Below are 25,695 nucleotides of genomic sequence, written 5' to 3' on the forward strand. Positions count from 1 at the left end.
CGACACAGCGATGAGTGGGCAGGACAGCGTATGGCCGTCGATCCGTTGATCGAGCTGCGTGACGTCAACAAGTACTACGGGAAGTTGCACGTCCTCCAGGGCATCAACCTCACCGTCGACCGCGGGGAGGTGGTGGTGGTCATCGGCCCGTCCGGCTCGGGCAAGTCGACGCTCTGCCGGACGATGAACCGTCTTGAGACGATCGAGTCGGGCTCGATCGCCATCGACGGCAGCCCCCTCCCGGAGGAGGGCAAGGGCCTCGCGGCGCTCCGGGCCGAAGTGGGCATGGTCTTCCAGTCGTTCAACCTCTTCGCGCACCGGACCGTCCTCGCGAACGTGTCGCTGGCCCAGATCAAGGTCCGGGGCCGCAAGAAGGAGGACGCCGACCGGCGCTCCCGCGAACTCCTCGACCGGGTCGGCCTCGCCTCCCAGGCGGAGAAGCTCCCCGCCCAGCTCTCCGGCGGCCAGCAGCAGCGCGTGGCGATCGCCCGCGCCCTGGCCATGGACCCCAAGGTCATGCTCTTCGACGAGCCCACCTCGGCGCTCGACCCGGAAATGATCAACGAGGTGCTCGAAGTCATGCAGCAGCTCGCCCGGGACGGCATGACCATGGTGGTCGTCACCCACGAGATGGGCTTCGCCCGCTCCGCCGCCAACCGCGTCGTGTTCATGGCAGACGGACGGATCATCGAGGACCGCACCCCCGACGACTTCTTCACCAACCCGCACAGCGACCGGGCCAAGGACTTCCTCTCCAAGATCCTCAAGCACTGAACGGGGGGTGTACGCAACGATGATGGCCAAACGACGTGCGCTCGCCGCACTGCTGCTCGCGCTGGCCGCGGCCGGCTGCGGCAAGTCGGGCAGCCCGCTGGTGAAGGGCCCGAAGGCCGAGCTGCTGCCGCACTACACGGTCGCCCAGGGCTTCGGCCTCCCCGGCTCCTCGGTGTGGCAGCGGGCGAAGAACCGCGGCCACCTGGTCGTCGGCGCCAAGGAGGACCAGCCCTACCTGGGCGAGAAGGACCCGGCCACCGGCGTCTACACCGGCTTCGACATCGAGATCGCCAAGATGATGTCCGCCTCGCTCGGCTTCGACCCCACGACCATCGAGTTCAAGACCATCGCCTCGGCGAACCGCGAAACCGCCCTGCAGAACGGGCAGATCGACTACTACGTCGGCACCTACACCATCAACGCCAACCGCAAGAAGCTGGTCGGCTTCGCGGGCCCGTACTACCAGGCCGGCCAGGGCCTGCTGGTGCGCACCGACGAGAAGAAGGTCAGCGCGCCCCAGGACTTCAACGGCAAGCGGGTCTGCTCGGCCGCCGGGTCGACCCCGTACCAGCGGATGCAGAAGGACTACCCGAAGGTCCAGATGGTCGCCTACGACACCTACTCGGTGTGCGTGGACAACCTGCTCACCTTCCAGGTCGCCGCCGTCACCACCGACGACACCATCCTGAGCGGCTACGCGGCCAAGGTGCCCGACCAACTCAAGGTCGTCGGCAAGCCGTTCTCGAAGGAGCCGTACGGCGTCGGCGTACCCAAGGGCGACAACACGCTGCGGTTCGCGCTCGACGACGCCATCGAGGTCCACGAGAAGAACGGCGACTGGCAGAAGGCGTACGCCGCGACGCTCGGTCTGTCCGGGCGCCCCGCCGCGCCCGCCCCGCCCATCGACCGCTACCCGGCGAGCTGAGGCCGCACCATGGACGTACTGACCAAGAACTTCTCGCTGTACGGCAAGGGCTTCCTCGGCACCGTCGAACTGACCGTCTACGCCTCGGCCCTCGCGCTGGTGCTCGGCTTCGTCATGGCATCCTGCCGGGTGTCGCCGGTCGGCTCGTTCCGGGTGCTCGGCACGGTGTGGGTGACCGTGCTGCGCAACACCCCGCTGACCCTGCTGTTCTTCGCCGTGCTGCTCGGCCTGCCGCGCTTCGGCCTGGTGCTGCCCTTCCAGCTCTTCGCGGTGATCGCACTGGGCTGCTACACCTCGTCGTTCATCTGCGAGGCGCTGCGCTCCGGCATCAACACCGTGCCCAGGGGCCAGGGCGAGGCGGCCCGCAGCCTCGGGATGACGTTCGGCCAGACCCTCTCCGCGGTGGTGCTGCCGCAGGCGTTCCGGTCGGTGATCCCGCCGGTCGGCTCCACACTGATCGCGCTCGCCAAGAACTCCGCGATCGCCGGGGCGTTCAGCGTCACCGAACTCCTCGGCACGTACAAGACGTTGAGCGAGCTCGGCTACAGCATCATCTGGACCTTCATCTGGATCGCCATCGGCTACCTGATCATCACCCTCTTCATCAGCGCCGTCTTCAACATCCTCGAGCTGCGCTGGGGAGTCGCCCGATGACCGAGCAACTGGCCACGGAAGCCACCGCCCTCTACGACGTCCCCGGGCCCAGGACCCAGCAGCGCCACCTCGTCTACGGGATCATCTCGACCGCCCTGATCCTCGCCCTGTTCGGCTGGATCGTCTACCTCCTCTTCGACACCAACCAGTTCACCGCCACCAAGTGGACTCCGTTCGAGTACAAGGGCATCCAGGACCTGCTGCTCACCGGGCTCGGCAACACCCTGCGGGCCTTCGCGTTCGCGTCGGTGTTCTCGCTGGCGCTCGGCGCGGTGCTCGCCACCGGGCGGCTCTCCGAGCACCGACCGGTGCGCTGGACCGCGACCCTGCTCGTCGAGTTCTTCCGCGCGATGCCCGTCCTCGTGATGATCTTCTTCATCTTCGTGGCGCTGAAGGTGCAGCCGCTGCCCGCGCTGGTGGCCGGGCTGACCCTCTACAACGGCTCGGTGCTCGCCGAGGTCTTCAGAACCGGCGTCAACTCCGTGGAACGCGGCCAGAAGGAGGCGGCATTCTCACTCGGCATGCGCAAGACGCAGGTCATGACGTACGTGCTGGTCCCGCAGGGGATCCGGGCAATGCTGCCGACCATCATCAGTCAGCTGGTGGTCGCCCTGAAGGACACCTCGCTCGGCTACCTGATCACCTATGAGGAGTTCCTGCATGCGGGGAAGCTCATCGCGTCGAATCTCGACTACGATTTGCCGTTCATCCCCGTGGTGATGGTGATCTCGCCGATCTACATCGGGATGTGCATGCTGCTCTCCTGGTTCGCCACCTGGATGGCCAGGAGACAGAAGCGCAATCCCAAGACGGAGGCCGTGGACGTCGCACCGGCCGAACCAGGGACGCTGCTGCCGAGAGGGCCCCGCCAAGGCCCTTGAGGCCCTGGTGGAGTGCAGTAGCTCAGGGGCAATGGCCCGCCCGGCAGCAGCCGGTGATCACTTCTCGCGGAGCGGGACCGTCAGAGACGACGGGTCCGACGCGGGCGAGGAGAAGGTCAGCTGCGCGCCGAGCGGGTTGTGCTCGATGTAGAGCGGGTCGACGGTGTCCACCACCAGTGCCAGATGGTGGCCGGCCGGAACGTCGTACGACGTGGAGAACAGCTCCAGGTCGACGGGGAACGGCTTGCCGGGCGTCTTGCCGTGGAAGGTGAAGGGGGCGTTGCTGACCAGCTTGCCGAGGCCGAGCGGGCCCACGTCGTAGAGGTATGCGACGAGGGTGCCGCTCTCCTTGGTGGAGGTGAGCGTGGTGTGCAGCTTCGAAGTCCCCCGGATCCTGCGGTCCTTGCCGTACGTCCCGGACTGCCACACCGCCGCGAACGAGCGCGGAAGCAGCGGGATCGACGCCATCGGGGGCAGCTGCGCGAACTGGTCCAGGATGCTGGACAGGAAGATGATCCCGCCGTCGGCGCCAGAGTCGACGTTCGCCCAGATCTTCTGCGTACCGGACAGCGCCAGGCTCTCCTTGGCCGGGCCGACCGCCTGCCAGCTGGGGTAGCCCTCGTAGGCGCCGTCCGATGGGGTCTCCCCCGCTTGAGCGGAGCCGAGAGCTTGGGGACGGGACTTGAGCTGGACCGGCTGCTCCTTGTCGATGCCGTTGGCGGCGCCCTTGAGGTAGTGGTCGAACCAGCGGTGGGCGTCGGTCCACACGTCGTTGGGCAGCCCGAGCAGACCGGTCGCCTCGGCGGTGGCGTGGTCGCCGGGGCGGAATTCGAGGCGCTTGGGGCCGGTCAGCTTCGTGAAGAAATCGGCGTACTGGTTGGGCGGGAAGAGGCTGTCGCCCCAGGCGTTGCCGAGCATGAGGGCAGCGCCGTTCTTGTTGATCTGGTCGACATAGGTCGCGGGAGAGCGCTTCCTGCCCCAGTCGATCATGTCCTGTTCCCTGGCCAGGTCGGAGCCGAGGAACTCCTTGAGGATCTGGTTCAGTTCGGCGCTGGGGCGGCCGGTGAGCTGTCCCGCGGCGCCGAGCATCGCCGCGGCCTGGAGGTGCTGGGTGCGGCCGCTGTAGATGGACTGGATGAGGTCCGCCCAGCCGCTCATCGCCACAACTGCCTTGATCCGCTTGTCGTGTCCGGCCGCGAGCAGGCTGATGCCCGCGCCATAGGAGACGCCGCCCATGCCGATCCTCGACGGGTCGGACGGGGTGTTGGCCAGCGCCCAGTCGATGACCGAGGAGACGTCCGCGACGTCCGGCGGTCCCGCGACCTCGATGCTGCCGCCCGAGAGCCAGAAGCCCCGCGAGGTGTAACTGACCACGGCGTAGCCCGCGTCGGCGAGCTTCTGGGCCTGCGCGAGGTACTCGATCTGCGGCATGCCCCAGCTCGTCGGGAAGACGATCAGGGGGTACCTGTCGCCCGCCGTGGCTCCGGCGGGCGTGAACACATTGCCCTTGAGGGTGATGCCGCCGGAGCCGGGGATGTCGTGGAAGGTCAGGCCGCTCGCGGTGGCGGCCGCCGTGCTCGCCGGGGCCGCCGCGGCCGCGGGGGCGAGGCCGAGGGCGGCGCCCGCGAACAGGGCCGCGGCGGTGACCGCCGCGGCCGTGGCCCAGCGCGGTCGGCCGGACAGGTGGTGGGGGGCCATGAATCGCTCCTCGCGTGCGCCGGTGCAAAGTGACCCGACGGTAACCGCGGCGGCTTACCTGGGGTAACTGGTCGGTAAGTTACGCGAGGGTAACGATTGTTGGACGGGGTGTCAGTTGCCCGTGGTGCCGCTGTTGCCCGCCAGCGCGCTCTTGGCCTTCCAGGCGTCGTAGCTGAGGTTCCATTCGCCGTAGCCGTTGTTGAGCGCCTGGGTGCCCTTGGCGTCGGCCCCGGTGATCTCGAACGGGTCGCCGACCTGCACCGAGTCGTAGAGGGACTTGGCGTCGGCGTCGCTCATGCCGATGCAGCCGGAGCTCTTGTTGGCGGAGCCGAAGTACCCGTCGTTCCAGGGCGCCGCGTGCGCGTACATGCCCGACCAGGTGAGCCGCATCGAGTAGTCGACCATCTTGTCGTACGCCTTGCCGAGGCCGACCGTCTCCGAGTTCATGTTGATCGTCCCCTCCTTCGCCATCAGGACGGTCTTGCCGCGCCAGGACGCCTTGTCGCCGCCGGGGGTGCCGGCCGACACCGGGGTGTCCTTCACCAACTGGCCGTCGCGGTACAGCTTGAGGCGGTGGCTGTCCAGATCGACCTTGACGAGCTGGCTCTTCCCGATGGAGAAGTTGGTCTTGTAGTCCTTCACGAACCAGCCGCCGGCGGTGCCCGAGTCCACGCCGTTGAGGTCGGCCTCCAGGGTCACCTTGGTCCCGGACTTCCAGTAGTCCTTGGGCCGCCAGTCCACCCGGTCCTTGCCCGAGTAGTCCTCCATCCAGCCCCAGGAGCCCTCGGTGTTGTCGGAGGTCGTCACCTTCAGGTGCTTCTCGACCTCGGCCCTGTTCTTCACCGGATGGTCGAACACGATCGAGACCGGCTGCCCGATGCCGACCGTCGTGTCCTTGCCTGGCACCATGCTCACCTTGTTGACCTTCTCGGGCGGCGCCGTCGCGAAGTCGGCCTTGGCGCTGCCGCCCTTGTCGTCCTTGGCCTCCACCGTGTACGAGGTGCCGGGCGCGGCGGTGCGGTCCGAGGTCCAGGTCCTGCCGTCGGCGGATATCTTCCCGTCGAGCCTGCCGCCCTTGGCGTCGGCGACCGTGACCGTCTGGAGCCTGCCGTCGGCGAGCGTCACCTTCACCGGCTCACCGGCCTTCGCCTGCTTGCCCGTCAGGTTCACCGATATCTCGGTCTTCTTCGCGGCCTTGAGATCGGCCGTCGAGTCACCGGAGGAAGAACCGCCGCCCCCGCAGGCGGAAAGGGCGGCGGCGAGGACCGCCGTTCCCGCGATGGCGGCGAGGCGGACCGGACGGCGGGGCGAGGTGGTGCGGCGTATGCGGCTCAACTGGAAAACCTCCGTTGCAAATGCTTTTCCGTAGGTGAGAGTCACCAGCTGGACTTTAGGTTGCGGGACACGCCGGAAAACTCGGAATTCCCTGTGTGACGAGGACCGCAGGGCAATGGTCATCGTCCCGTCACATGCGCCGAGCGGACCCGTCATGGACCGCTGTGAGCATCCTGTGCATCCCCCGAAGAACCGACGACGGGGCGCAGTTGGGAGGCCACAGACGTGTCCGCACTGCTGGTGACCGGTGACCGCGACCAGGAAGCCGGGGTCCGCGGCCTCGGCACCGCCGAGTACCGCTCCTTTCTCGCGGGCCGCGGCGACGCGAGCTTTCTGCAATGTCCGTCGTGGGCCGAGGTGAAGGACCAATGGTTCGCGGAAAGGGTCGGATGGTCCCTTGACAGGGGGGAATTGACCGGTGTGGCCCAGGTGCTCTACCGGCAATTCCCGGGCACCCGGAGATACTTCGCCTATCTGCCGGAAGGGCCGGTGGCCGACTGGGCGGATCCGGAAATCGACCGCTGGCTCGGCCCGTTGCTGCGCCATCTGCGGCGGGCGGGCGCCTTCGCGGTACGGATCGGCCCCGGGCCCGCCTACCGGCGCTGGGACGCCGCCCGCCTGAAAGCGGCCACCGGAGCGGGCCGCAGGGTCGGCGACGTGCTGGCCACCGAGGTGGACCCGCTCGGCTCGGCGGTCGCCGAACGGCTGCGGGCCCGCGGCTGGCGGCGCTGCGGCGGGGACGACGGCGACGCCGACGCCCAGCCCCGCTACGTCTTCCGGCTGCCGCTGGCCGGCCGCACCACGGACGAGCTGTGGCGGGGGCTCAACCAGGAGTGGCGGCGCAATGTGCGCACCGCCCGCAAGGCCGGCGTGCAGGTGCTGGCCGGCGGACCCGAGCACCTCCCCGAGTTCTACCGGCTGCTCAGGATCACCGAGGAGCGCGACGGCTTCCGGCTCGGCCGCTCCCTGGCGTACTACCAGCGCCAGTACGAGGCCCTCAACGCCGAACAACCCGGCCGGATGCGCCTCTACCTCGCCGTCCACCAGGGCGAGCTGCTCGCCGCGCACACCATGATCACGGTGGGGAAGCGGGTCTGGTACCAGACCGGCGCCTCCGCCGACCACCGCCGCGAGGTCCGCCCCAGCAACGCCCTGCAGTGGCAGATGATCCAGGACGCCCACGCGCTGGGCGCCGAGGTGTACGACATGCGCGGGGTACCCTCCACTCTTGATCCGCAGGACCGGCCCTTCGGGCTGCTGCGCTGGAAGCTCGGCACCGGCGGCCAGGTCGTCGAGACGCTGGGGGAGTGGGAGACATCCATGGGCGGCACCGCCAACAACGCGCTGTACCGCGCCTTCCAGGCGTACCTGGCCCGCCGATGACGGCGACGGCGACCGCCGCCGAGGCGCAGCACAGCGACGGCAAGGGGGCCGGGCTGCTGCGCAGCAGCGCACTGATGGCGGCGGGCTCGATCGTCTCGCGCGCGACCGGATTCATACGCTCCGCGGTGGTCGCGGCCGCGCTGGGGGTCGGGCTGCTCGGCGACGGCTACGCGGTCGCCAACAACGTCCCCAACATCCTCTACATGCTCCTCATCGGCGGCACCCTCAACGCGGTCTTCGTGCCCGAGCTGGTGCGCGCCGCCAAGGAGCACGCCGACGGGGGCGCCGCCTACACCGACCGGCTGATGACCGCCTGCACCACCGCGCTGGTCGTGGTCACCGCCGTCGCGGTGCTCGCCGCGCCCTGGATCGTCGCCGGATACACCGACTACACCGGCGCGCAGGCCGACTTGACCATCGCGCTGGCGCGCTACTGCCTGCCGCAGATCTTCTTCTACGGGCTGTTCACCCTCTTCGGCCAAGTCCTCAACGCGCGCGGCAGGTTCGGCGCCATGATGTGGACCCCGGTGCTCAACAACCTCGTCGTCATCGGGGTGTTCGGGCTCTACCTGGCGCTGGCCTCGGGCGGCGGCGGCACGCTCGGCGCCGCCGACACCCGGCTGCTCGGCTACGGCACCACCGCCGGCATCGTCGTCCAGGCCCTCGCCCTGATCCCCTCCCTGCGCTCGGCCGGGTTCCGCTGGCGGCCCCGGTTCGACTGGCGCGGCAGCGGGCTCGGCCGGCCGCTGAAGTCGGCGGGCTGGGCGGTGCTGCTCGTCGTCTCCAACCAGCTCGCGTACTGGGTGGTGACCCGGCTCTCCACCACCGCGGGCGCCGAGGCCGTGCGGGAGGGCGTCGGCGGGGGCGCGGGATACACCGCGTACACCAATGCGTACGTGCTCTGGATGGTTCCCCACGGCATCGTCACGGTGTCCCTGGTCACCGCGCTGATGCCGCGGATGAGCCGGGCCTCGGCCGACGGCGACCGCGCGGGGGTGCGCAGGGACCTCTCGTACGCCTTGCGGACCTGCGCCGCGGTGATCGTCCCCGCGGCCTGCGCGCTCTTCGCGCTCGCGCCCTGGATCCTCGGCTCGGTCTTCGAGTACGGCAGGACGGGCGCCGCCGACATCACGGTGATGGCGGGCATGCTGATGGCGTTCGCGCCCGGCCTGATCGCGCTGTCCGGACAGTACGTCCTGTCGCGCGGCTTCTACGCGCTCGGCGACACCCGCACCCCGTTCCTGCTGAACCTCGTCATCGCCGGGGCGAACGCCGCGCTCACCGCCGTCGCCTACCTCGTGCTGCCCGCGCGCTGGGCGGTGACCGGGATCGCCGGGGCCTACTCGGTGGCGCTGTTCGCGGGGCTCGCGGCCACCGCGTACACCCTCAACCGCAGGCTCGGCGGCGGCCCGCTGCTCCGCTCCCCGGCGCTGCTCACGCAGCTGCGGCTGCTGCTCGGCTGCGTGCCCGCGGCGGCGCTCGGCTACGCCGCCGCCCGAGCGGCCGACGGCCTCGGCAACATCGCGGCCGCCGGAGCGGGCGCCGCCGTCCTCGTCGGCGCCCTCGCGCTGCTCGCCGGGCCGCTCGGACTCCACGACATCACCGCAGTGCTCGACAGGGTGCGCGGCCCCCGGCGCCGAGGCCGGCACCGGGACAATTGAGACCCTTGGGATACTGAAACCTATGCCACGCGTGCTCCTCATAGAAGACGACCCCTCCGTACGCGAAGGGGTCGAGCTCGGGCTGCGCCGACGCGGTCACGAGGTGCGGGCGGCCGAGACCGGCGAGGCCGGGCTCGCCTCGCTCAAGGCCTTCCAGCCCGAACTGGTGCTGCTCGACCTGATGCTGCCCGGCATGAACGGCGTCCAGGTCTGCCGCCGGATACGTGAGACCAGCCAGCTGCCGATCATCATGCTCACCGCGCGCGGCGACGACTTCGACGTGGTGGTCGGCCTCGAAGCGGGCGCCGACGACTACATAGTCAAGCCCGCCCGCACCGAGGTCATCGAGGCGCGGATCCGGGCCGTACTGCGCCGGCTCGCCGACCCCGGCACCCGCCCAGGACCGGAGTTCCACGGCGAACTCGCCCTGGACCGCGCCGGGCTCACCGCCGCCAGGAACGGCGAGCGGCTGCCGCTGGCCCCCTCCGAACTGAAGCTCCTGCTCCACCTCGCCGCCTCGCCCGAGCAGGTCTTCAGCCGCCAGCAGCTCCTCGAATCGGTGTGGGAGCACAGCTACCACGGTGACGCCCGGCTGGTCGACGCCTGCGTACGGCGGCTGCGGCAGAAGCTCGGCGACACCGGCGGCCCCGACGGCGGCCCCCGCTACATCCAGACCGTGCGCGGCTTCGGCTACCGCTTCGGGCCGCTGTGAGGTTCCCGGCGCGCCGCACCCGGCGGCTGGGGCTGCGCAGCCGACTGATCGCCGCCTTCCTCCTGGTGGCCGCGATCAGCGCGCTCACCACCGCCGCCCTCACCTACCAGTCGGCCCGCTCGGCCATCCTCAAACAGGCCCAGGACCAGGCCGTCGACCAGTTCCGCGACCAGATCGCCAACCAGTACTTCGTGCTGCCGACCACCACCAAGGCGCTGCAGGAGACCTGCCTCGTGCTCGCCAGGGCGGGCAAGCCGCACCCCTGGTTCGTGTTCGCCGAGTACGGCAGCCTGCGCGCCTCCTCCACCGACCGGCCCACCTCCACGGTGATCAGCGACGAGCTGCGGCGGCAGACCCACGACAGCACGCACGCCTCGTTCCAGCGGGTGGCCAAGGACGGCAGGCCGTATCTGACCATGGGCATGCCGATGATGTTCGGCAGCAGCGGCAGCCAGCCGAGCGGGGTCTATCTGTACGCCGTGATGGACCTCAGCCCGGAGAGCGTCACCATCAAGGCCATGGTGTCGGCCGCCAAGAACGGCGCGCTGCCCGCCCTCGCCGTCGCCGTGGTGCCCGCCCTGCTCGCCGCGCGCAGCGTGCTGCGCCCGGTGCGCGACCTGCGGCGGGCCGCCAGCAGCATGGGCAAGGGCCGGCTCGACACCCGCATCGAGGTGAAGGGCTCCGACGAACTCGCCGATCTGGCCTGGACGTTCAACGAGTCGGCGGAGGAACTGGAGCGCTCGGTCGAGGAGTTGCAGAAGGCCGAGGCGCGGGCCAGGCGCTTCGCCTCCGACGTCTCGCACGAGCTGCGCACCCCGCTGGCCGGTATGCTCGCCGTGACCGAGGTGCTCGACGAGGACGCCGCAGGCCTCGACCCCGACACGGCGCGCGCCGTCCGTCTGATCTCCGCCGAGACCGGCAAACTCGCCACGCTGGTGGAGGACCTGATGGAGATCTCCCGCTTCGACGCCAAGGCCGCCGAGCTCAACCCCGACGAGGTCGACGTCGCCGAGACCATCCGCAAGACCCTCCAGCGACGGCACTGGGAGGACCGCGTCGCCACCGAACTCCCCGAGGGCGTACGGGCGATGATCGATCCCCGGCGCTTCGACATCGTGGTCGCGAACCTCGTCGGCAACGCGCTGCGGCACGGCTCGGAGCCGGTGACCGTACGGCTGCGCCCCGGGTCCGGCGGCGGTTCGCTGGTCGTGGAGGTCGCCGACAGCGGGCCCGGCATCGAGGCGGCCGTGCTGCCGCACATCTTCGACCGCTTCTTCAAGGCGGACGCGGCGCGCACCCGCTCGGCGGGCAGCGGCCTCGGTCTCGCGATCACGCTGGAGAACGTACGGCTGCACGGCGGCACCGTGCGGGCGGCGAACGGGCCGGACGGCGGCGCCGTGTTCACCGTCGGGCTGCCGACCGGCCTGGTGGCCGCCGCCGGTCCGGTCCGGCCGGGGGAGGCGGCGCCGTGAGGCCCAGGACCGGACCGGCGGGTGCGCCGGCCGCGGCGGCACTGCTGGCCGCGACCCTCCTCGCGGCCGGCTGCGGCATCCAGTCCACCGACGTCATCGCGGTGGGCGGTCCCGCGACCGCGCACGTGGAGGGGAGCGAGGGCGGATCGACCGTGCTCTACTTCACGGGCCCGGACGGGCTGATGCCCGTCGTGCGGTCCGGCCGGGGCGTGGGGCCGGCCCTCCCGCTGCTCTTCGCGGGGCCCGGCAAGGCGGAGGCGGCGGCCGGGGTGCGCACCGAACTGCCCCCGTTGCGGGGCCCGGCGAGCATGAGTGTGGCTGAGGGCATGGTGACGGTCGTGCTCGGCCAGGAGGTCGGCGGCCTCTCGCTGCTGGCCCAGCGGCAGATCGCCTGCACCGTTCTGCGGGCGACGGCCCGGGGCGGGCGCGTCCAGGTGACGATCATCGGCACCGACGCCCGGAGCTCGATCAGCCCCATCGCCTGCCCGGACTGAGCCTGCGTGAACCGACCGAGGACTCGGCGAGGCTGCCCGTTGACTTCAATTCAGTAAACCCAGGGGTAACACTCTGGCGTCCGGCCCGCTGACGGACCAAGCTCTGCGTGTGGAGAATTCAGCCGGCGCAACCGAGCCCGTGGCCGCCCCGATCGTGCTGCGGCTGCGGCGCACCCTGACCTGGATCCCGCTCGCCGCGGTCGCGGTGGCCGTGCTCTGGTGCCTCGCGGCCGCCGCCGTCTTCGACGGCCCGAACGGCGGCTTCGCGGGCCCGGTGATGGCCGTCTCCGGGGCCGCCGTCCTGGTGGCCGCGGCCACCTTCGCGGGCTACCTGGTACGTCCGCTGCGGCTCGAAGCGGACACCGACGCGCTCACCGTGCGGCTGCCGACCTGGCTCGCCGGACGCATCGACTGGGACGACGTCACCGCCGTGTCCGCGGTCGCGGTGCGCACCGGCAGCAGTGTCCGCCGCTTCCTCGTCGTGGACCTGCGCTCGCCGTCGCTGCCCTACATCAGCCGCCCGAGGTCGATGTACCGCCGCCTCGCGCCGGTGCTCGGCCGCGCGAAGGACGCGCACGGGCTGTGCTTCGAGGAGCAGGTCTTCGACTTCGACGCGGCCGAACTGCTCGATCTGGTACGGCAGTTCGCGCCTGAAAACGTCGCCGTCGAGAATCGCACGGTCGAACCGGCCGACAGCCCCTGGGAGTTCTGACCGGCTTCTTGCCTCGTGGCGGGGCGACCGCCACCGTGTACGCGTACGTCTCGCGCGCCGACCGCACCACCTCGCGAGGCGGTATGCCCGTACGACGACCGCTGCCCGGAATCGGAGTGCCCCATGGCCGGATTCACGCTGCCCCACACGCTCCACGGCGACGGCCCGCACCGGGTCGTCGCCGTGCACGGCTGGTTCGCCGACCGCGGCGCCTACGCGGCCGTGCTGCCCGACCTCGACCCCGCCGTCTTCACCTACGCCTTCGTGGACCTGCGCGGCTACGGCGAGGCCCGTGACGCCCCCGGCGCGTTCACCACGAGCGAGGGCGCGGCCGACCTCCTCGCGCTCGCCGACCGGCTCGACTGGCACCGCTTCTCGCTGATCGGGCACTCGATGGGCGGCGCCGTCGTCCAGCGCGTACTGGCCGCCGCCCCGAACCGGGTGCGGCGCATGGTCGGCATATCGCCGGTCCCGGCGAGCGGCATGCCGATGGACGAGGCGACCCGCGAGCTGTTCACGGCGGCCGCCGAGGACCCCGCCAAGCGCCGGGCCATCATCGACCTCACCACCGGCGGCAACCGGCCCGACGCCTGGCTGGACCGGATGACCCGGCGCTCCGTCGAGCGCAGCGACCCCAAGGCGTTCCGTGCCTGGCTCGACTCCTGGTCCGGCGAGGACTTCCACGAGGAGACCGAGGGCTCCCCGGTGCCCGCGCTCGCGGTGTGCGGCGCGCTCGACCCGGCGATCAACGCCCGTTTCCTGACGGCCACTTGGCTGCGCTGGTACCCGGCGGGACAGCTGGCCGAACTGCCCCTCGTCGGGCACAACGCCATGGACGAGGCCCCGCTCGACCTGATCCGCACCGTCGAGGACTTCCTGCGGGCGGACAGTGTCTGAGGACGCCCCCACCGAGCCCGACGTCTTCGACCCCCGGCTGTACGCGGCCGGGCCCCCGCATGCCGCCTACCGCGAGCTGCGCGACCACCGTCCGGTCGCCTGGCAGGCCGAGCCCGAGGTGCTGGGCTGGCCGGCCGGGCCCGGCTTCTGGGCGGTCACGCGGCACGCGGACGTCGTACGTGTCCTGAAGGAGAGCGGCGCCTTCTCCTCGGCGCTCGGTGCCACCCAGATCCGCGACCCCGACCCGGCCGACCTGCCGTTCATCCGCCGCATGATGCTGAATCAGGATCCTCCGGAACACGGCAGGCTGCGTCGCCTCGTCAGCCGCGCCTTCACCCCGGGCCGGACCGACCGCTTCGAGGCGGTGGTGCGGGAGCGGGCCCGCGCCCTGCTGACCGGGGCCCGCGACGGCGCCGAGGACGGGGTGTTCGACCTGGTGGCCGACGTCACCGACGACTACGCGCTGCTCAACCTCACCGATCTGCTCGGGGTGCCGCCGGGCGACCGGGGACTGCTCCTGGAGTGGACCGAGCGGGTCATCGCCTACCAGGACCCGGACGAGCCACCGGTGCTCGGCGCCGACGGGCGGCCGGTCAACCCGCGCTCGCCCGCGATGCTGGCGGAGATGTTCGGGTACGCCCGGCAACTCGCGGCGTACAAGCGCGAGCGCCCCGCCGACGACATCATGACCTCGCTCGCCCACTCGGAGCTCGCCGACGCCGAGCTGGAGATGTTCTTCTTCCTGCTGACGGTGGCGGGCAACGACACCGTACGCAGCGCGGCGCCCGGAGGCTTCCTCGCACTGGCCGAACACCCCGACGCGCAGCGCGTGTTGCTGACCGGTCAGGTTGCGCCGGGCGTCGCTGTCGAGGAACTCCTGCGCTGGCACCCGCCCGTGCTGAGCTTCCGGCGCACCGCCGTGCGGGACACCGTCCTGGCCGGGCAGCCCATCGCCGCCGGGGACAAGGTCGTCGTCTTCCACGCCTCGGCCAACCGCGACGAGCGGGTCTTCGCCGACCCGCACCGCCTGGACCTCGGCCGCACCCCGAACCCGCACGTCTCCTTCGGGGACGGCCCGCACGTCTGCCTCGGCGCGCACTTCGCCCGGCTGCAACTGCGGGTGCTGCACGAGGAGGCGCTGCGCGTGCTGCCCGGGACCGAACTCGCCGCGCCGCCCCGGCGCCTCGTCTCCAACTTCATCAACGGCATCAAGTCCCTGCCACTGAAGGTGAGTTAACTGGTGGCCCGGTGCGAGGTGCGGATCACCGGGGCCGGATCCTGGGCGGCCCGGGTCACATCGGCGACGAGCTCCACCACGTCGGGCCCGTACGCCTGCGAGTTGACGACCTTCAGGAGCAGGCAGAACGACCGGTTGCCGTACTTGCGGGAGAGCTTGTCGGCGTTGCGCGCGAGATAACGGGTGGCGGCCTGGTTGTTGATCGCGCGCTGGCCGCAGAACAGGAACACCGGACGGGCGTCCTGACCCGCCGTGATCCGGGCCAGGATCACGTATTCGGCGACGCCGCGCTCCATGCGGTAGCGCTCGGGGCCTATCTGGAACGAGCCGCGGTCGGGGCTCGGGTCGGTATCCACGTTGATCTTCACGCCGGGCAGCAGGGAGCCGAGGTGTGCTGCCGTCCGGCGATTCGAATAGGGGCCGCCCAGGCAGAACTCGGTGCGCTCGCCGAAGCCCTGCTGCGCGAGGTCGCTCTGAATGATCTGGGCGTGCGCCCCGCAGTCCTTGATGAGGGAGGAGAGTTCCAGGAGCGCGAACACGTCGAAGCGGTGCACGGCGCCATCGTGCCCCGCGTCGCGGTTCACGACCAGCAGGCACTCGGAGTTGTCGGGCAGCCCGAAGAAGGCCTGTTTGCGGTGGAGCTTCCGCTTCCAGAGGTAGGTCCGGGTCAGCCAGCCGAGGGCGGCGCTGATGCCCGCGGCCACCACTCCCAGCACGATGTTGCGTACGTCGTCGTTCATGGGCGGGCATGCTAGCGGGAGTTCGCCCCCGTGTTCGACGTGCTCATGACGTGACCCCTGTGACGGCGTTACGCTGCGCGGACGTTCGCCTACGGGAGGTATGCATGCGTCGTCCTGCTGCCCGGAGTCTGTCCCTCCTCGCCGTCGCGGCCGCCGTGGCGGCCTCGGTCGCCGCGGCCCCGCCCACGACGGCGGCGCCGCCCGCGCGGACCCCGGTCAAGGTGCCGGAGGCGGTCGGCTACGGGGGAGTGGTGTCGAGCGTCGACGCGGACGCGTCGGCCGCCGGTCTGGAGGTGCTGAAGAACGGCGGCAACGCGGTGGACGCGGCTGTCGCCACCGCCGCGGCGCTCGGCGTCACCGAGCCGTACTCCTCGGGCATCGGCGGTGGCGGCTACTTCGTCTACTACGACGCGGCGACCCGCTCCGTGCACACCGTCGACGGCCGCGAGACCGCCCCCGGTTCGGCCACCTCGTCACTCTTCCTGGAGAACGGGCGGCCGCTGCCCTTCGCGGACGCGGTGACCAGCGGGCTGAGCGTCGGTACCCCGGGCACCCCCGCCACCTGGGACAAGGCCCTGCACAGCTGGGGCAGCAAGTCGCTGCGTACGCTCCTGAAGCCCGCGGAGCGGATCGCACGCGACGGGTTCACCGTCGACGCCACCTTCCGCCGGCAGACCGCGGACAACCAGGCCCGGTTCGCCGACTTCCCCGACACCGCCAAGCTGTTCCTGCCGAACGGGCAGCTGCCAGTGATCGGCTCCACCCTCAAGAACCCCGATCTGGCCCGCACCTACGAGGAGTTGGGCCGCAAGGGCGTCGGCGCGATATACCGGGGCGACCTCGGCGAGGACATCGTACGGACGGTCCGCAAGCCGCCCGTCGACCCCAGGTCGACCCGCAAGGTGCGCGGCGGCGACCTGACCGAGCAGGACCTGCGCGGCTACGCGGCGAAGTTCCGGGCCCCCACCGAGGTCGACTACCGGGGCCTCGACGTCTACGGCATGGCGCCGTCCTCCTCCGGCGGCACTTCGGTCGGCGAGGCGCTCAACATCCTGGAGCGCACCGACCTCTCCAAGGCCTCGGACGTGCAGTACCTCCACCACTACATCGAGGCGAGCCGGATCGCGTTCGCGGACCGGGGCCGCTGGGTCGGCGACCCGGCCTTCGAGGACGTCCCCACCAAGGGGCTGCTTTCCCAGCGGTTCGCGGACTCGCGGGCCTGCCTGATCAAGGACAACGCCGTCCTGACCAGCCCGCTCGCGCCCGGCGACCCCCGCCACCCGGCGGCGTGCGGAACGTCCGGCGCCGCGGCCCCGACCACGTACGAGGGCGAGAACACCACGCATCTGACGGTCGCCGACAAGTGGGGCAACATCGTCGCGTACACGCTCACCATCGAGCAGACCGGCGGCAGCGGCATCACCGTGCCCGGCCGGGGCTTTCTGCTCAACAACGAGCTGACCGACTTCTCCTTCGCGCCGGCCAGCCCCGCCGTCCCCGACCCGAACCTGCCGGGACCGGGCAAGCGGCCGCGCTCTTCCATCTCGCCGACGATCGTCCTCGACCAGCACGGCAAGCCGGTGCTCGCGCTCGGCTCGCCGGGCGGCGCGACCATCATCACCACCGTCCTCCAGACGCTCATCAACCACCTGGACCGGGGTATGCCGCTGGTCGACGCGATCGCCGCGCCGCGCGCCAGCCAGCGCAACGCGGCGAAGACCGAGCTCGAACCCGCCCTCTACAACAGCCCCCTGCGGGCCCAGTTGGAGGCATTGGGGCACTCCTTCACGCCGAACCCGGAGATCGGCGCGGCGACCGGAGTGCAGCGCCTGGCCGACGGGCGCTGGCTGGCCGCGGCCGAGAAGGTCCGGCGCGGCGGCGGCTCCGCGATGGTGGTCCATCCGAGTGGAAAGCAGTAGCCCCGGCTGAAGTTGCCGGTGAGGCCCATGGCCCCGTCCTGAACGGCCCGGAGCCATGGGCCTCTTGATGTACACGGGGGTTGACGCTGGTTGACGCGGTCATGAGGGGGCGCCAGATTGTCGCGGAACGGGTAAGGAAACTTTCCTGACAGAAGGGTGCCCATGTGCGTACCAGAACGCTCGCCCTCACCGCCACCTCCGGTGCCGCCCTGCTCGCCATGGCGGCGCTCCCCGCCACCGCGCGGGGCGTGCACATCTCCAGCGCGTCATCCCTGGCCGCGGAGGGCTCGGTCAGCGCGGCCGATCTCCTGGCCAAGGTCACGAGTTGTTCGCAGATTTCCAAGGGCAAGTACACGACGGCCAGCCAGACCGCGGCGACCGTCCCGGTGTGCGGCAAGAACGGGGCCGTGTTCTGGAAGGCCGACCTCAGCGTCGACTGCGACGGCCAGATCACCGCGGCCTGCAACAAGGACACGGACCCCTGGTTCCAGCCCGACACCCGCTTCCGTCAGTCGAACGGCGAGCCGCTGATCGCGGAGAAGCTGCCGTACGTGGTGGTGCCGAGTGCCGGCTCCATCTGGAACTACGCCTCGGCCGGCATCAAGGGCGGCGGTGTGGTCGCCGTCATCTACCACGGCAAGGTCGAGTACGCGGTCGTCGGCGACACCGGGCCGAGCGGGACCGTGGGCGAGGCGTCGTACGCCACCGCGAAGGCGCTCGGGATGGACCCCGACCCGAAGATGGGCGGCGCCGATTCCGGCGTCACCTACATCCTGTTCAAGAACTCCCAGGTCAAGCCGATCGAAAGCCACAGCGCGGCGGTGCGCCTCGGCGCCGGGCTGGCCCAGCGGTTCCTGGCGGACAACTAAGGAGTTGCCGGTGCTCCCTATGATGTCCGGGACTACTCAGCCGCCCCGGGATCGCGGGACACGTGGCCGGGGACACGGAAAGCACAGGGGACATGCAGGGAGACAAGCTTCGCTATGCGCTGCTTGGGCCGGTCAGGGTGGTGAGCGACGAGGGGGAACCCATGTCGCTCACACCGCAGCAGCAGGCGATCCTGGCGATGCTGCTCGCGCGGCGCGGCAGGGCCGTCACCGCCGTCGACCTCGTGGACGGCGTGTGGGGCCACGCCGTCCACGCGCGGGTCCAGTCCACCTTGCAGACCCAGATCTCCCAGCTGCGCCGCAAGCTGGAGCCCGGCCGACCGCCGCGTACGCCCGCCGCGGTCCTGCTCTCCGTGCCCGGCGGCTACCAGTTGCTGACCGGCGAAGACGCCTGCGACCTGGACCAGTTCGACAGGTATCTCGCCGAGGCCGACCGGGCCGCCCGGGACGGTCACCGCGAGGATGCCCGCCGGCTCCTGGGCACGGCACTCGACTTGTGGCGCGGCGAACCGCTCACCGGCGTTCCGGGGCCGCATGCCGACAGCCTGCGGATCGTGCTCGCCGAGCGGCGGCTCACCGCCGTGGAGGCCCGCCTCCGGCTGGACCTGGAGTTCGGCGCGCACGCCGAGAGCGTCCCGGAGCTGACCCTGCTGGCTGCCGAGCACCCGCTGCGCGAGGGCCTGCGGGCACTGCTGATGCTGGCCCTCTACCGCTGCGGGCGACAGGCCGAGGCGCTCGCCTCGTACGCCGACGTCAGCTCCCTGCTCGCCACCGAACTCGGAGTGGACCCGGGGGCGGAGCTGCGCGACCTGCACCAGCGGGTGCTGCGGGCCGACCCGTCTCTGGCCACCACCCCGTCCCCGGCGGCCACGGCGAGCGGTCCGCTCCCGGCGGGCACCGCTCCGGGCGCCTCGCCCGGCTACCGGCATCCGATACCCGCCCAGCTCCCGGCGGCTCCCGCCGACTTCACGGGGCGCACGACGGTGGCCGAGCGCCTGGTGGCCGCGCTCGACGCCGAGTCACCGCAGACCGTGGTCTGCGCGGTGTCCGGTCTCGGCGGAGTCGGCAAGACCGCGCTCGCCCTCCATACGGGCCACCGCGTGCGCGACCGCTTCCCGGACGGCCAGCTCCACGTCGACCTCGGCGGTGCCTCCGCCGTCCCCGTCGAACCGGCCGAGGTCCTGGCCGGGTTCCTGCGCGCCCTGAGCATCTGCTCGGTGCCGGACGGTCTCGACGAACGGGTGGCGCTCTACCGCTCCGCGCTCGCCGGGCGCCGTGTCCTGGTCCTCCTCGACAACGCGGCGGACGTGCGGCAGCTCGCGCCGCTGCTGCCCGCCACCCCCGGCTGCGCCGCCCTGGTGACGAGCCGGGTCAGACTCCATCTGCCGTCGGCCAGTGCCGTCGAGCTGAACGTCCTGCCCACCGACGACGCGATGGCGCTGCTGTCCCGGCTCGTCGGTCCCGAGCGTATCGCCGCCGAGCCGGAGTCCGCCGCGGCGCTGGTCGCCGCCTGCAGCCAACTGCCGCTCGCCGTACGCATCGTGGGTGCCCGGCTGGCCCACCGCCCCGCCTGGACGATCGCCGGGTTCGTGGACCGGCTCGCCGACGAGCGGCGCAGGCTCGGCCAGCTGGAGATCGGCGACCTGGCCGTCGACGCGACGTTCCGGCTCAGCTACGACCAGCTGCCACCGGAGCTCGCCCGGGCCTTCCGCCTGGTCTCGCAGGCCGAGGGCCCGGTGGTCTCGGTTCCGATGGCCGCGGCCCTGCTGGACCGGGACGAGCGAGAGACCGATTCCCTTCTTGAGCAGCTCGTGGACGTAGGACTGCTGGAGTCACCGGGCAGGGGACGCTACCGCTACCACGACCTGCTGCGCCTGTTCGCACGGGCACGGGCCGACGACGCGAGTCCGGACGCCGACGAAACGGGAGCGGCGGGAGTGGCGAAGGGGTCCGAAGTCGACGCCGCACTCGATCGTCTCGTCGACTTCTGCCTGGCCACCGTCCGCGGCGCCTACCGCCTGTCCCGCCCAGGCTGCACCACCGCCGACGACATGGCGGCCACCCGCTCGACCCCCGTCCGCTTCGACCACTCCGCAGCCGGGCTGGCGTGGGTGCGCGACGAACTCGACACGCTGGTCGGGGTGTTGCGGCAGGCCGCCCGCAGACCGGGCGTGCGGCTGGCACCCGCGGCCGATCTGCTCCTGGCCCTCGACCCGTTCGGCGAACTCGACTTCCTGTGGCCGCGCTTGAACGGCCCCGCCGCCGCACTCGCCGACGCCGCTGGCGTGCGCGGTCAGCCGGACGCCGAGATTCGCGCCCGTTACATGCTGGGCGGGGGACTGTGGCAGGTCGGACGCCCGGACGAGGGGCGCGCGCAGGTGGACCGCGCGCTGGAGCTGAGCCGCGCCACCGGCGACGAGGTGATGCTCGGCCAACTCCTCAATGTGAGCGGCCTATTGGAGTCGACAGGGCCGTCGATCCCCGAGGGTTACGAGGTCGGTCTCGGCCTGTTCCGCGAGAGCACCGCCGTCCACGCCCGCCGCGGAAATCTCTGGGGCGAGCTGGAGGCGCGCTACAACGCGGCCCATCCGCTGCGCCAGTTGGGCCGCATCCCGGAGGCTCTGGGCTGCCTCACGGATGCCTTGTCCCGCGCCTCCTCCCTCGGCTGGACGCTGGTTCGCGTGTACATCCAGGCGGGCCAGGCCCGCACCCTGGTCCGGCTCGGCCGCGCCGCCGAGGCGGTGGTGAGCTATACCGAGGCCCTGGATGGTTGCCGGGAGATCGGCTCGGAGCACATGGAGCTGATCGTGGAGCACGGTCTGGGCGAGGCCATGCACGCGCTCGGCCGCTACGGACCGGCGGCAGCGCATCTGGAGCGGAGCCTGGCCGGCGCACGGCGACTGGGCAACGACCCGCTGCGGGCGAGTGCGCTGCTCGCCCTGGGCACGACGCTGTCCGCGGCGGGCCACACCGAACGCGCGGAGGCCTGCCTGCGCGCCGCCCACACCCTCCACGTACGCCTCGGCATCCCCCTGCCGGAACTGCTGACCGCGTACAACACCGGCACGTGACCTAGGGCAGGGTGAGAATGCGGGGCCCGGCATCGGTGACGGCCACCGTGTGCTCGGCATGCGCGGCCCGTGCCCCGCTCAGCGTGCGCAGGGTCCAGCCGTCGGATGCCGGGTAGTAGCCGTCACTCCCGTCGGCGATCAGCATCGGCTCGATCGCCAGCACCATCCCGTGCCGCAGCACCATGCCCCGCCCGGCCCGGCCCTCGTTGGGCACGGCCGGATCCTCGTGCATGTGCCGGCCCACGCCGTGCCCGCCGAACCCGTCCGGGATGCCGTAACCCGCGCCCCGGCACACCTGCCCGATCGCGTGCGCGATGTCGCCGATGCGGTTGCCGACGACCGCCGCCGCGATCCCGGCGTCCAGCGCCTGGAACGCCGTCTCGATGAGGCGTACGTCCGCGGGCTCGGCCCGGCCGACCGTGAAGCTGATCGCCGAGTCCCCGACCCAGCCGTCGAGCACCGCGCCGAAGTCGACGCTGACCAGGTCGCCGTCGCGCAGCCGGTAGCCGTCCGGGATGCCGTGCACGATCGCGTCGTTGACGGATACGCAGGCGGTCGCCGGGAAGGGGACGGGCGCGAACTCGGGGTGGTAGTCCAGGAAGGGCGAGGCGGCGCCCGCCTTCGCCAGGATCTCCCGTGCGGCGGCGTCGAGTTCGGTGAGGCACACGCCGACGTCCGCCGCCTCCCGCGCCGCGGCCAGGGCGTTCGCGACCACACGGCCGGCCTCGCGCATCGCATCCATCTGTACGTCGCTCTTGATCTCTACCATTCCCATTACTATACCGGTATTTGAATGGGGTCGGTGCCGGGGGGTTCGTACTCCCGGGGCAGGGATCATTGCTGATAAGTCGTCAGATGGCCTCCAGGATCGTCGCGTTGGCGAGGCCGCCCGCCTCGCACATGGTCTGGAGTGCGTAGCGCGCCCCGCGTTCGCGCATGGCGTGCACCAGCGTGGTCATCAGCCGGGTGCCGCTCGCGCCGAGCGGATGGCCGAGGGAGATCGCGCCGCCGTGCACGTTCACCTTCGCCGGGTCGGCGCCGGTCTCCTGCTGCCAGGCGAGGACCACGCTCGCGAACGCCTCGTTGACCTCGAAGAGATCGATGTCGCCGAGGCCGAGCCCCGCCTTGCGCAGCACCTTCTCGGTCGCCGGAATGACCCCGGTCAGCATCAGGACCGGGTCGGAGCCGGTCACCGCGAAGCTGTGCAGCCGGGCGAGCGGGCGCAGTCCCAGGCGGGCAGCCGTCTCGCTGGAGGTGATCAGGACCGCGGAGGCGCCGTCATTGGTCGGGCTGCTGTTGCCCGCCGTCACCGACCAGTCGATCTGCGGGAAGCGTTCGCCGAACCCGGGGTCCACGAACGACGGCTTGAGCCCGGCGAGGATCTCGGGGGTGGTGGCGGGGCGTACCGACTCGTCGCGTGTGAGGCCCGCGATCGGTGCGGTCTCGGCGTCGAAGAGGCCACTGTCCCAGGCGCGGGCGGCCTTCTGGTGCGAGGCCGTGGCGAACTCGTCCATCGCGCCCCGCCCGATCGACCACTTGGCGGCGATGAGTTCGGCACTGATCCCCTGCGGGACCAGACCCTCCGGGTAGCGCGCGGCGACCCCCGGCCCGAACGGGTCCTTCCCGGCGGGCACGTTGGACCACATCGGCACCCGGCTCATCGACTCGACGCCGCACGCCACGACCAGGTCGTACGCCCCAGAGATCACGCCCTGCGCGGCGAAGTGCACGGCCTGCTGCGAGGAGCCGCACTGCCGGTCGACCGTCGTCGCGGGCACGGAGTCCGGGAACCCGGCCGACAGCCAGGCGTACCGGGTGGTGTTCATGGCCTGCTCGCCCACCTGGTCGACGGTGCCGCCGATGACGTCGTCGACGAGCGCCGGGTCGATGCCGCTGCGCTCCACGAGGGCGCGCAGGGTGTGGGCGAGCAGCTCGACCGGATGGGTCCCGGAGAGGGCCCCGCCCGGCTTCCCCCTGCCGATCGGTGTACGTACGGCTGCCACGATCACGGCGTCACGCATGATGTGCTCCCTCGGCTGTACCCGCGAGTAGGTTGGAAAACTGGACTCACTGTAACCCTGTGGGTAGGAAAATCCAACGGACTGGGTGCGGCTCGATTACGGTGGGGCCATGACCGCGTCCGACCAGCCGCAGAAACGCCCCTCCTCGCGGAGTGCCGGGGCGAAGCCGTCCCGAAGCGCCGCCGGGCAACTGTCCGGCACCTCGGGGGCCTCGGAGCCCTCGGGGGCTTCCCGATCCTCCCGTTCCTCACGGGGCCCTCGGGGCAAGAACCCGCGCCCGTGCTCGATCGCCGACACCCTCGCGGTGGTCGGCGAGAAGTACTCCCTGCTCGTCCTGCGCGAGGTCTTCCTCGGCGTCCACCGCTTCGACGCGATCGCCAGGAACATCGGCGCCCCGCGCGACATCCTGACCACTCGGCTGCGCGGCCTGGTCGACGCGGGCGTCCTGGAGCGCACCCTCTACAGCGAACGCCCGGCTCGCTACGAGTACCGCGCGACGCGCGCGGGACAGGAGCTGCGCCCGGTCCTGCTGATGCTGATGGACTGGGGCGACCGCCACCTCGCCGAGGTGCCGCCGACGGTGTGGCGGCACAAGTGCGGGGCGGATCTCGACCCGGCGCTGATGTGCCGCTGCTGCGGCGAGGAGGTGCACCGCTCCGACACGACCGTACGGTTCCAGGTGCCGGGCTGGTCGGCGCAGGGACCCGAGTGACGCGACGCCGGGCGGCCCCGCGCGGGCGGGGTGCGGTGCCGGGTGCCGGGCCGGACCCGCGTGCCCGACCGTTCATGGCCGAGGCCGTGCCACCCGGCACCCCCAAGGGGGTGCCCGGTGGGTCATGTCCCACCCTGACGCACCGGACACCCCCTAGAATCGCCACATGGTCCGCACTCCTCTCACCCCCGAAGAGCGTGAACGCGGCGAGCGACTCGGCCGGTTGCTCCGCTCGGCGCGGGGCGACCGCAGCATGACGCAGATCGCGGCGGCGGCGGGCCTGTCCGCCGAGACCCTCCGCAAAATCGAGACGGGCCGCGCCCCGACCCCGGCGTTCTTCACCGTGGCGGCACTGGCCGCGGTCCTCGGCCTGTCCATGGACAAGATCGCGACCGCCTGCGAGCCCCCGCCGGCAGTCGCCGCGTGAGCCGCCCGCACACCGCCGGTTGAACCCACGAGCCCCGCAACGGGAATTGGGAGCTGGCGATGACGGACGCGGCCATCGGCATCGCCGTGTTCGTGGAGGACCACCAGATGGGTGCGCCGGCCCCGCGCCGGCAAGATCGTACGGACCGTGGGTCCGGACGTCGAGGTCGCGCTCAACCACCTCCACAACCGGCTGCACATGGAACTGCCCGCGACCGAGGAGCTCGCGGAGCAGCAGCGCCCGGCCGGTACCGACAACCTCTTCGTCGCCTGGGAGACGCTGACCCACGCGCAGAACCCCTGAGCCCCGCCGGACGCGTACGGTTCGGCGGAAACCCCCGCGCGGACCGAGCGTTTCCGGACGTTCAACAGAACGTTGAAGACTTTGGATTGAGCTGAGTGGGCGGGTGGGCATGGTCCGTATCAATGGACATGAACCCCCGCATCCGGCCCGAGAACGGCGCGCGACGGCCCGCCGCCGCCTTCTTCGACGTGGAGGGGACGCTGCTCGCCGCGTCCGACCTCGCCGCCGTCGCCGAGCCGCTCGGCCGGCTGTGGCATCCGCCCGTCCTCGCGGCGCTCCACGGCCATGCTGCGTGCGGGCACCTCGTCGTGCTGGTCTCCGGCGCGAGCGCCGCCGAGCTCGAACCGGTCGTCCGGCACCTCGGCCCCGACGCCGTGCTCTGCTCCCGGCCGCGGGCCCCCATGCGCGGCCAGGGCAAGGGCTATGCGGCCCGCGACCTGCTGCGCGAGCACGGCATCCCGGCCGCCCGCTCGTACGCCTACGCGGACGAGGCGGCGGACCTGCCGCTGCTCGCCGAGGTCGGACACCCGGTGGTGGTCGGCGACGACCCGGTCCTGCTCCGGCACGCCCGCCGCGGCAACTGGGCCCACCTCCCGGCCCCCGAACCGCGCCGCCACTGACGCGGAGGCTGGGCCCGCACCCCGCCCGGGCCCACGGCGCGGCGCCGCGACCTCCACGTCCCGGTCTGACCTGTGGCGCCGTAATTAGCCTCGCCGTAACTGCGATGGTCTTGCCACGGTGCGTGACGCGCCTTACGGTCTCATCCACACGCGGATCTAC

General features: G+C 71.4%; 24 protein-coding genes. 19 read left to right on the plus strand and 5 right to left on the minus strand.

The genetic code is table 11. The features are described 5' to 3' along the window. Positions 1-30: 30 nt before the first annotated feature. Genes ACIBK6_RS19290 through ACIBK6_RS19305 form a run of 4 tightly spaced genes read left to right on the plus strand, consistent with a single transcriptional unit; the run spans position 31 to position 3,234 of the window. Positions 31-774 (plus strand): amino acid ABC transporter ATP-binding protein, encoded by a 744-nt coding sequence (locus ACIBK6_RS19290; protein WP_399052464.1) that lies wholly within the window; start codon positions 31-33, stop codon positions 772-774. 19 nt (positions 775-793) lie between these two features. Further along, complete coding sequence (locus ACIBK6_RS19295) at positions 794-1,699, plus strand: glutamate ABC transporter substrate-binding protein (protein WP_399052465.1); 906 nt, start codon at positions 794-796, stop codon at positions 1,697-1,699. 9 nt (positions 1,700-1,708) lie between these two features. After that, a complete protein-coding gene (locus tag ACIBK6_RS19300; protein WP_399052466.1) occupies positions 1,709-2,353 on the plus strand; it encodes an amino acid ABC transporter permease in 645 nt (214 codons plus the stop codon). Beyond that, positions 2,350-3,234 carry an amino acid ABC transporter permease gene (locus ACIBK6_RS19305; RefSeq protein ID WP_399052467.1) on the plus strand — a complete coding sequence of 295 codons (885 nt, stop codon included), beginning with the start codon at positions 2,350-2,352 and terminating at the stop codon, positions 3,232-3,234. Before ACIBK6_RS19300 ends, ACIBK6_RS19305 begins: the two co-directional genes overlap by 4 nt. Before the next feature lie 57 nt (positions 3,235-3,291). Here the strand turns inward: ACIBK6_RS19305 and ACIBK6_RS19310 are convergent, their stop codons facing one another. After that, positions 3,292-4,932: a CocE/NonD family hydrolase gene (locus ACIBK6_RS19310; RefSeq protein WP_399052468.1), complete on the minus strand. Its 1,641-nt coding sequence runs from the start codon at positions 4,930-4,932 to the stop codon at positions 3,292-3,294. A gap of 111 nt (positions 4,933-5,043) precedes the next feature. Beyond that, positions 5,044-6,267: an Ig-like domain-containing protein gene (locus tag ACIBK6_RS19315; protein ID WP_399052469.1), complete on the minus strand. Its 1,224-nt coding sequence runs from the start codon at positions 6,265-6,267 to the stop codon at positions 5,044-5,046. A 225-nt stretch (positions 6,268-6,492) separates the two neighbouring features. Here ACIBK6_RS19315 and ACIBK6_RS19320 point away from each other — a divergent pair, with 225 nt between their 5' ends. From ACIBK6_RS19320 to ACIBK6_RS19355, 8 genes are all read left to right on the plus strand, one after another. Further along, positions 6,493-7,650 carry a lipid II:glycine glycyltransferase FemX gene (locus tag ACIBK6_RS19320; protein ID WP_399052470.1) on the plus strand — a complete coding sequence of 386 codons (1,158 nt, stop codon included), beginning with the start codon at positions 6,493-6,495 and terminating at the stop codon, positions 7,648-7,650. Beyond that, the gene (murJ, locus tag ACIBK6_RS19325; protein WP_399052471.1) at positions 7,647-9,311 is read left to right on the plus strand and encodes a murein biosynthesis integral membrane protein MurJ; all 1,665 of its coding nucleotides are present in this window, start codon (positions 7,647-7,649) and stop codon (positions 9,309-9,311) included. The genes ACIBK6_RS19320 and murJ overlap by 4 nt, the downstream gene beginning before the upstream one ends. Before the next feature lie 22 nt (positions 9,312-9,333). After that, entirely contained in the window at positions 9,334-10,023 is a 690-nt protein-coding gene (locus ACIBK6_RS19330) for a response regulator (RefSeq protein WP_399052472.1), read from the plus strand. Beyond that, positions 10,020-11,495 carry an ATP-binding protein gene (locus ACIBK6_RS19335; protein ID WP_399052473.1) on the plus strand — a complete coding sequence of 492 codons (1,476 nt, stop codon included), beginning with the start codon at positions 10,020-10,022 and terminating at the stop codon, positions 11,493-11,495. Before ACIBK6_RS19330 ends, ACIBK6_RS19335 begins: the two co-directional genes overlap by 4 nt. Next, a complete protein-coding gene (locus ACIBK6_RS19340; protein ID WP_399052474.1) occupies positions 11,492-11,989 on the plus strand; it encodes a hypothetical protein in 498 nt (165 codons plus the stop codon). Before ACIBK6_RS19335 ends, ACIBK6_RS19340 begins: the two co-directional genes overlap by 4 nt. Before the next feature lie 109 nt (positions 11,990-12,098). Then, positions 12,099-12,701 (plus strand): hypothetical protein, encoded by a 603-nt coding sequence (locus ACIBK6_RS19345; protein WP_399052475.1) that lies wholly within the window; start codon positions 12,099-12,101, stop codon positions 12,699-12,701. 123 nt (positions 12,702-12,824) lie between these two features. Continuing rightward, positions 12,825-13,598 carry an alpha/beta fold hydrolase gene (locus ACIBK6_RS19350; RefSeq protein ID WP_399052476.1) on the plus strand — a complete coding sequence of 258 codons (774 nt, stop codon included), beginning with the start codon at positions 12,825-12,827 and terminating at the stop codon, positions 13,596-13,598. Further along, positions 13,591-14,835: a cytochrome P450 gene (locus tag ACIBK6_RS19355; protein ID WP_399052477.1), complete on the plus strand. Its 1,245-nt coding sequence runs from the start codon at positions 13,591-13,593 to the stop codon at positions 14,833-14,835. The genes ACIBK6_RS19350 and ACIBK6_RS19355 overlap by 8 nt, the downstream gene beginning before the upstream one ends. Here the strand turns inward: ACIBK6_RS19355 and ACIBK6_RS19360 are convergent. After that, positions 14,832-15,575, minus strand: coding sequence for a hypothetical protein (locus tag ACIBK6_RS19360; RefSeq protein WP_399052478.1), 744 nt, complete (start codon positions 15,573-15,575; stop codon positions 14,832-14,834). The two genes, ACIBK6_RS19355 and ACIBK6_RS19360, sit on opposite strands and share 4 nt — an antisense overlap. 104 nt (positions 15,576-15,679) lie before the next feature. Here ACIBK6_RS19360 and ggt point away from each other — a divergent pair, with 104 nt between their 5' ends. The 3 genes from ggt (at position 15,680) to ACIBK6_RS19375 (ending at position 21,452) form a co-directional block, all read left to right on the plus strand. Then, complete coding sequence (ggt, locus tag ACIBK6_RS19365; RefSeq protein ID WP_399052479.1) at positions 15,680-17,494, plus strand: gamma-glutamyltransferase; 1,815 nt, start codon at positions 15,680-15,682, stop codon at positions 17,492-17,494. A gap of 164 nt (positions 17,495-17,658) precedes the next feature. Further along, complete coding sequence (locus tag ACIBK6_RS19370) at positions 17,659-18,363, plus strand: glycoside hydrolase family 75 protein (protein ID WP_399052480.1); 705 nt, start codon at positions 17,659-17,661, stop codon at positions 18,361-18,363. Between the two features lie 161 nt (positions 18,364-18,524). Further along, positions 18,525-21,452 (plus strand): BTAD domain-containing putative transcriptional regulator, encoded by a 2,928-nt coding sequence (locus ACIBK6_RS19375; RefSeq protein ID WP_399052481.1) that lies wholly within the window; start codon positions 18,525-18,527, stop codon positions 21,450-21,452. A gap of 1 nt (position 21,453) precedes the next feature. Here ACIBK6_RS19375 and map read toward each other — a convergent pair whose 3' ends face one another. Beyond that, the gene (map, locus tag ACIBK6_RS19380) at positions 21,454-22,221 is read right to left on the minus strand and encodes a type I methionyl aminopeptidase (protein WP_399052482.1); all 768 of its coding nucleotides are present in this window, start codon (positions 22,219-22,221) and stop codon (positions 21,454-21,456) included. An 82-nt stretch (positions 22,222-22,303) separates the two neighbouring features. After that, a complete protein-coding gene (locus ACIBK6_RS19385; RefSeq protein WP_399052483.1) occupies positions 22,304-23,473 on the minus strand; it encodes a thiolase family protein in 1,170 nt (389 codons plus the stop codon). A gap of 286 nt (positions 23,474-23,759) precedes the next feature. Here ACIBK6_RS19385 and ACIBK6_RS19390 point away from each other — a divergent pair, with 286 nt between their 5' ends. The 4 genes from ACIBK6_RS19390 to ACIBK6_RS19405 all read left to right on the plus strand — a co-directional run bounded on the left by ACIBK6_RS19390 (position 23,760) and on the right by ACIBK6_RS19405 (position 25,535). Further along, positions 23,760-24,185: a winged helix-turn-helix transcriptional regulator gene (locus ACIBK6_RS19390; RefSeq protein WP_399052512.1), complete on the plus strand. Its 426-nt coding sequence runs from the start codon at positions 23,760-23,762 to the stop codon at positions 24,183-24,185. A 166-nt stretch (positions 24,186-24,351) separates the two neighbouring features. Next, positions 24,352-24,612 carry a helix-turn-helix domain-containing protein gene (locus ACIBK6_RS19395; protein WP_399052484.1) on the plus strand — a complete coding sequence of 87 codons (261 nt, stop codon included), beginning with the start codon at positions 24,352-24,354 and terminating at the stop codon, positions 24,610-24,612. Positions 24,613-24,723: 111 nt separating this feature from the next. Then, positions 24,724-24,915, plus strand: a complete 192-nt coding sequence (locus ACIBK6_RS19400; RefSeq protein WP_399052516.1) for a hypothetical protein — start codon at positions 24,724-24,726, stop codon at positions 24,913-24,915. 122 nt (positions 24,916-25,037) lie between these two features. Next, positions 25,038-25,535: an HAD family hydrolase gene (locus ACIBK6_RS19405; protein ID WP_399052485.1), complete on the plus strand. Its 498-nt coding sequence runs from the start codon at positions 25,038-25,040 to the stop codon at positions 25,533-25,535. Positions 25,536-25,695: the final 160 nt, after the last annotated feature.

This window comes from Streptomyces sp. NPDC050485 (assembly GCF_044458185.1).
In the GTDB taxonomy this organism is placed as follows: Bacteria; Actinomycetota; Actinomycetes; order Streptomycetales; family Streptomycetaceae; genus Streptomyces.

Excerpts from the sequence above, each read along its gene's own strand:
- ACIBK6_RS19290 (WP_399052464.1), top strand. The coding sequence starts at position 31 with ATGGCCGTCGATCCGTTGATCGAGCTGCGTGACGTCAACAAGTACTAC.
- ACIBK6_RS19295 (WP_399052465.1), top strand. The coding sequence starts at position 794 with ATGATGGCCAAACGACGTGCGCTCGCCGCACTGCTGCTCGCGCTGGCC.
- ACIBK6_RS19300 (WP_399052466.1), top strand. The coding sequence starts at position 1,709 with ATGGACGTACTGACCAAGAACTTCTCGCTGTACGGCAAGGGCTTCCTC.
- ACIBK6_RS19305 (WP_399052467.1), top strand. The coding sequence starts at position 2,350 with ATGACCGAGCAACTGGCCACGGAAGCCACCGCCCTCTACGACGTCCCC.
- ACIBK6_RS19310 (WP_399052468.1), bottom strand. The coding sequence starts at position 4,932 with ATGGCCCCCCACCACCTGTCCGGCCGACCGCGCTGGGCCACGGCCGCG.
- murJ (WP_399052471.1), top strand. The coding sequence starts at position 7,647 with ATGACGGCGACGGCGACCGCCGCCGAGGCGCAGCACAGCGACGGCAAG.
- ACIBK6_RS19330 (WP_399052472.1), top strand. The coding sequence starts at position 9,334 with ATGCCACGCGTGCTCCTCATAGAAGACGACCCCTCCGTACGCGAAGGG.
- ACIBK6_RS19350 (WP_399052476.1), top strand. The coding sequence starts at position 12,825 with ATGGCCGGATTCACGCTGCCCCACACGCTCCACGGCGACGGCCCGCAC.
- ACIBK6_RS19360 (WP_399052478.1), bottom strand. The coding sequence starts at position 15,575 with ATGAACGACGACGTACGCAACATCGTGCTGGGAGTGGTGGCCGCGGGC.
- ggt (WP_399052479.1), top strand. The coding sequence starts at position 15,680 with ATGCGTCGTCCTGCTGCCCGGAGTCTGTCCCTCCTCGCCGTCGCGGCC.
- ACIBK6_RS19375 (WP_399052481.1), top strand. The coding sequence starts at position 18,525 with ATGTCGCTCACACCGCAGCAGCAGGCGATCCTGGCGATGCTGCTCGCG.
- map (WP_399052482.1), bottom strand. The coding sequence starts at position 22,221 with ATGGTAGAGATCAAGAGCGACGTACAGATGGATGCGATGCGCGAGGCC.
- ACIBK6_RS19385 (WP_399052483.1), bottom strand. The coding sequence starts at position 23,473 with ATGCGTGACGCCGTGATCGTGGCAGCCGTACGTACACCGATCGGCAGG.
- ACIBK6_RS19395 (WP_399052484.1), top strand. The coding sequence starts at position 24,352 with ATGGTCCGCACTCCTCTCACCCCCGAAGAGCGTGAACGCGGCGAGCGA.
- ACIBK6_RS19405 (WP_399052485.1), top strand. The coding sequence starts at position 25,038 with ATGGACATGAACCCCCGCATCCGGCCCGAGAACGGCGCGCGACGGCCC.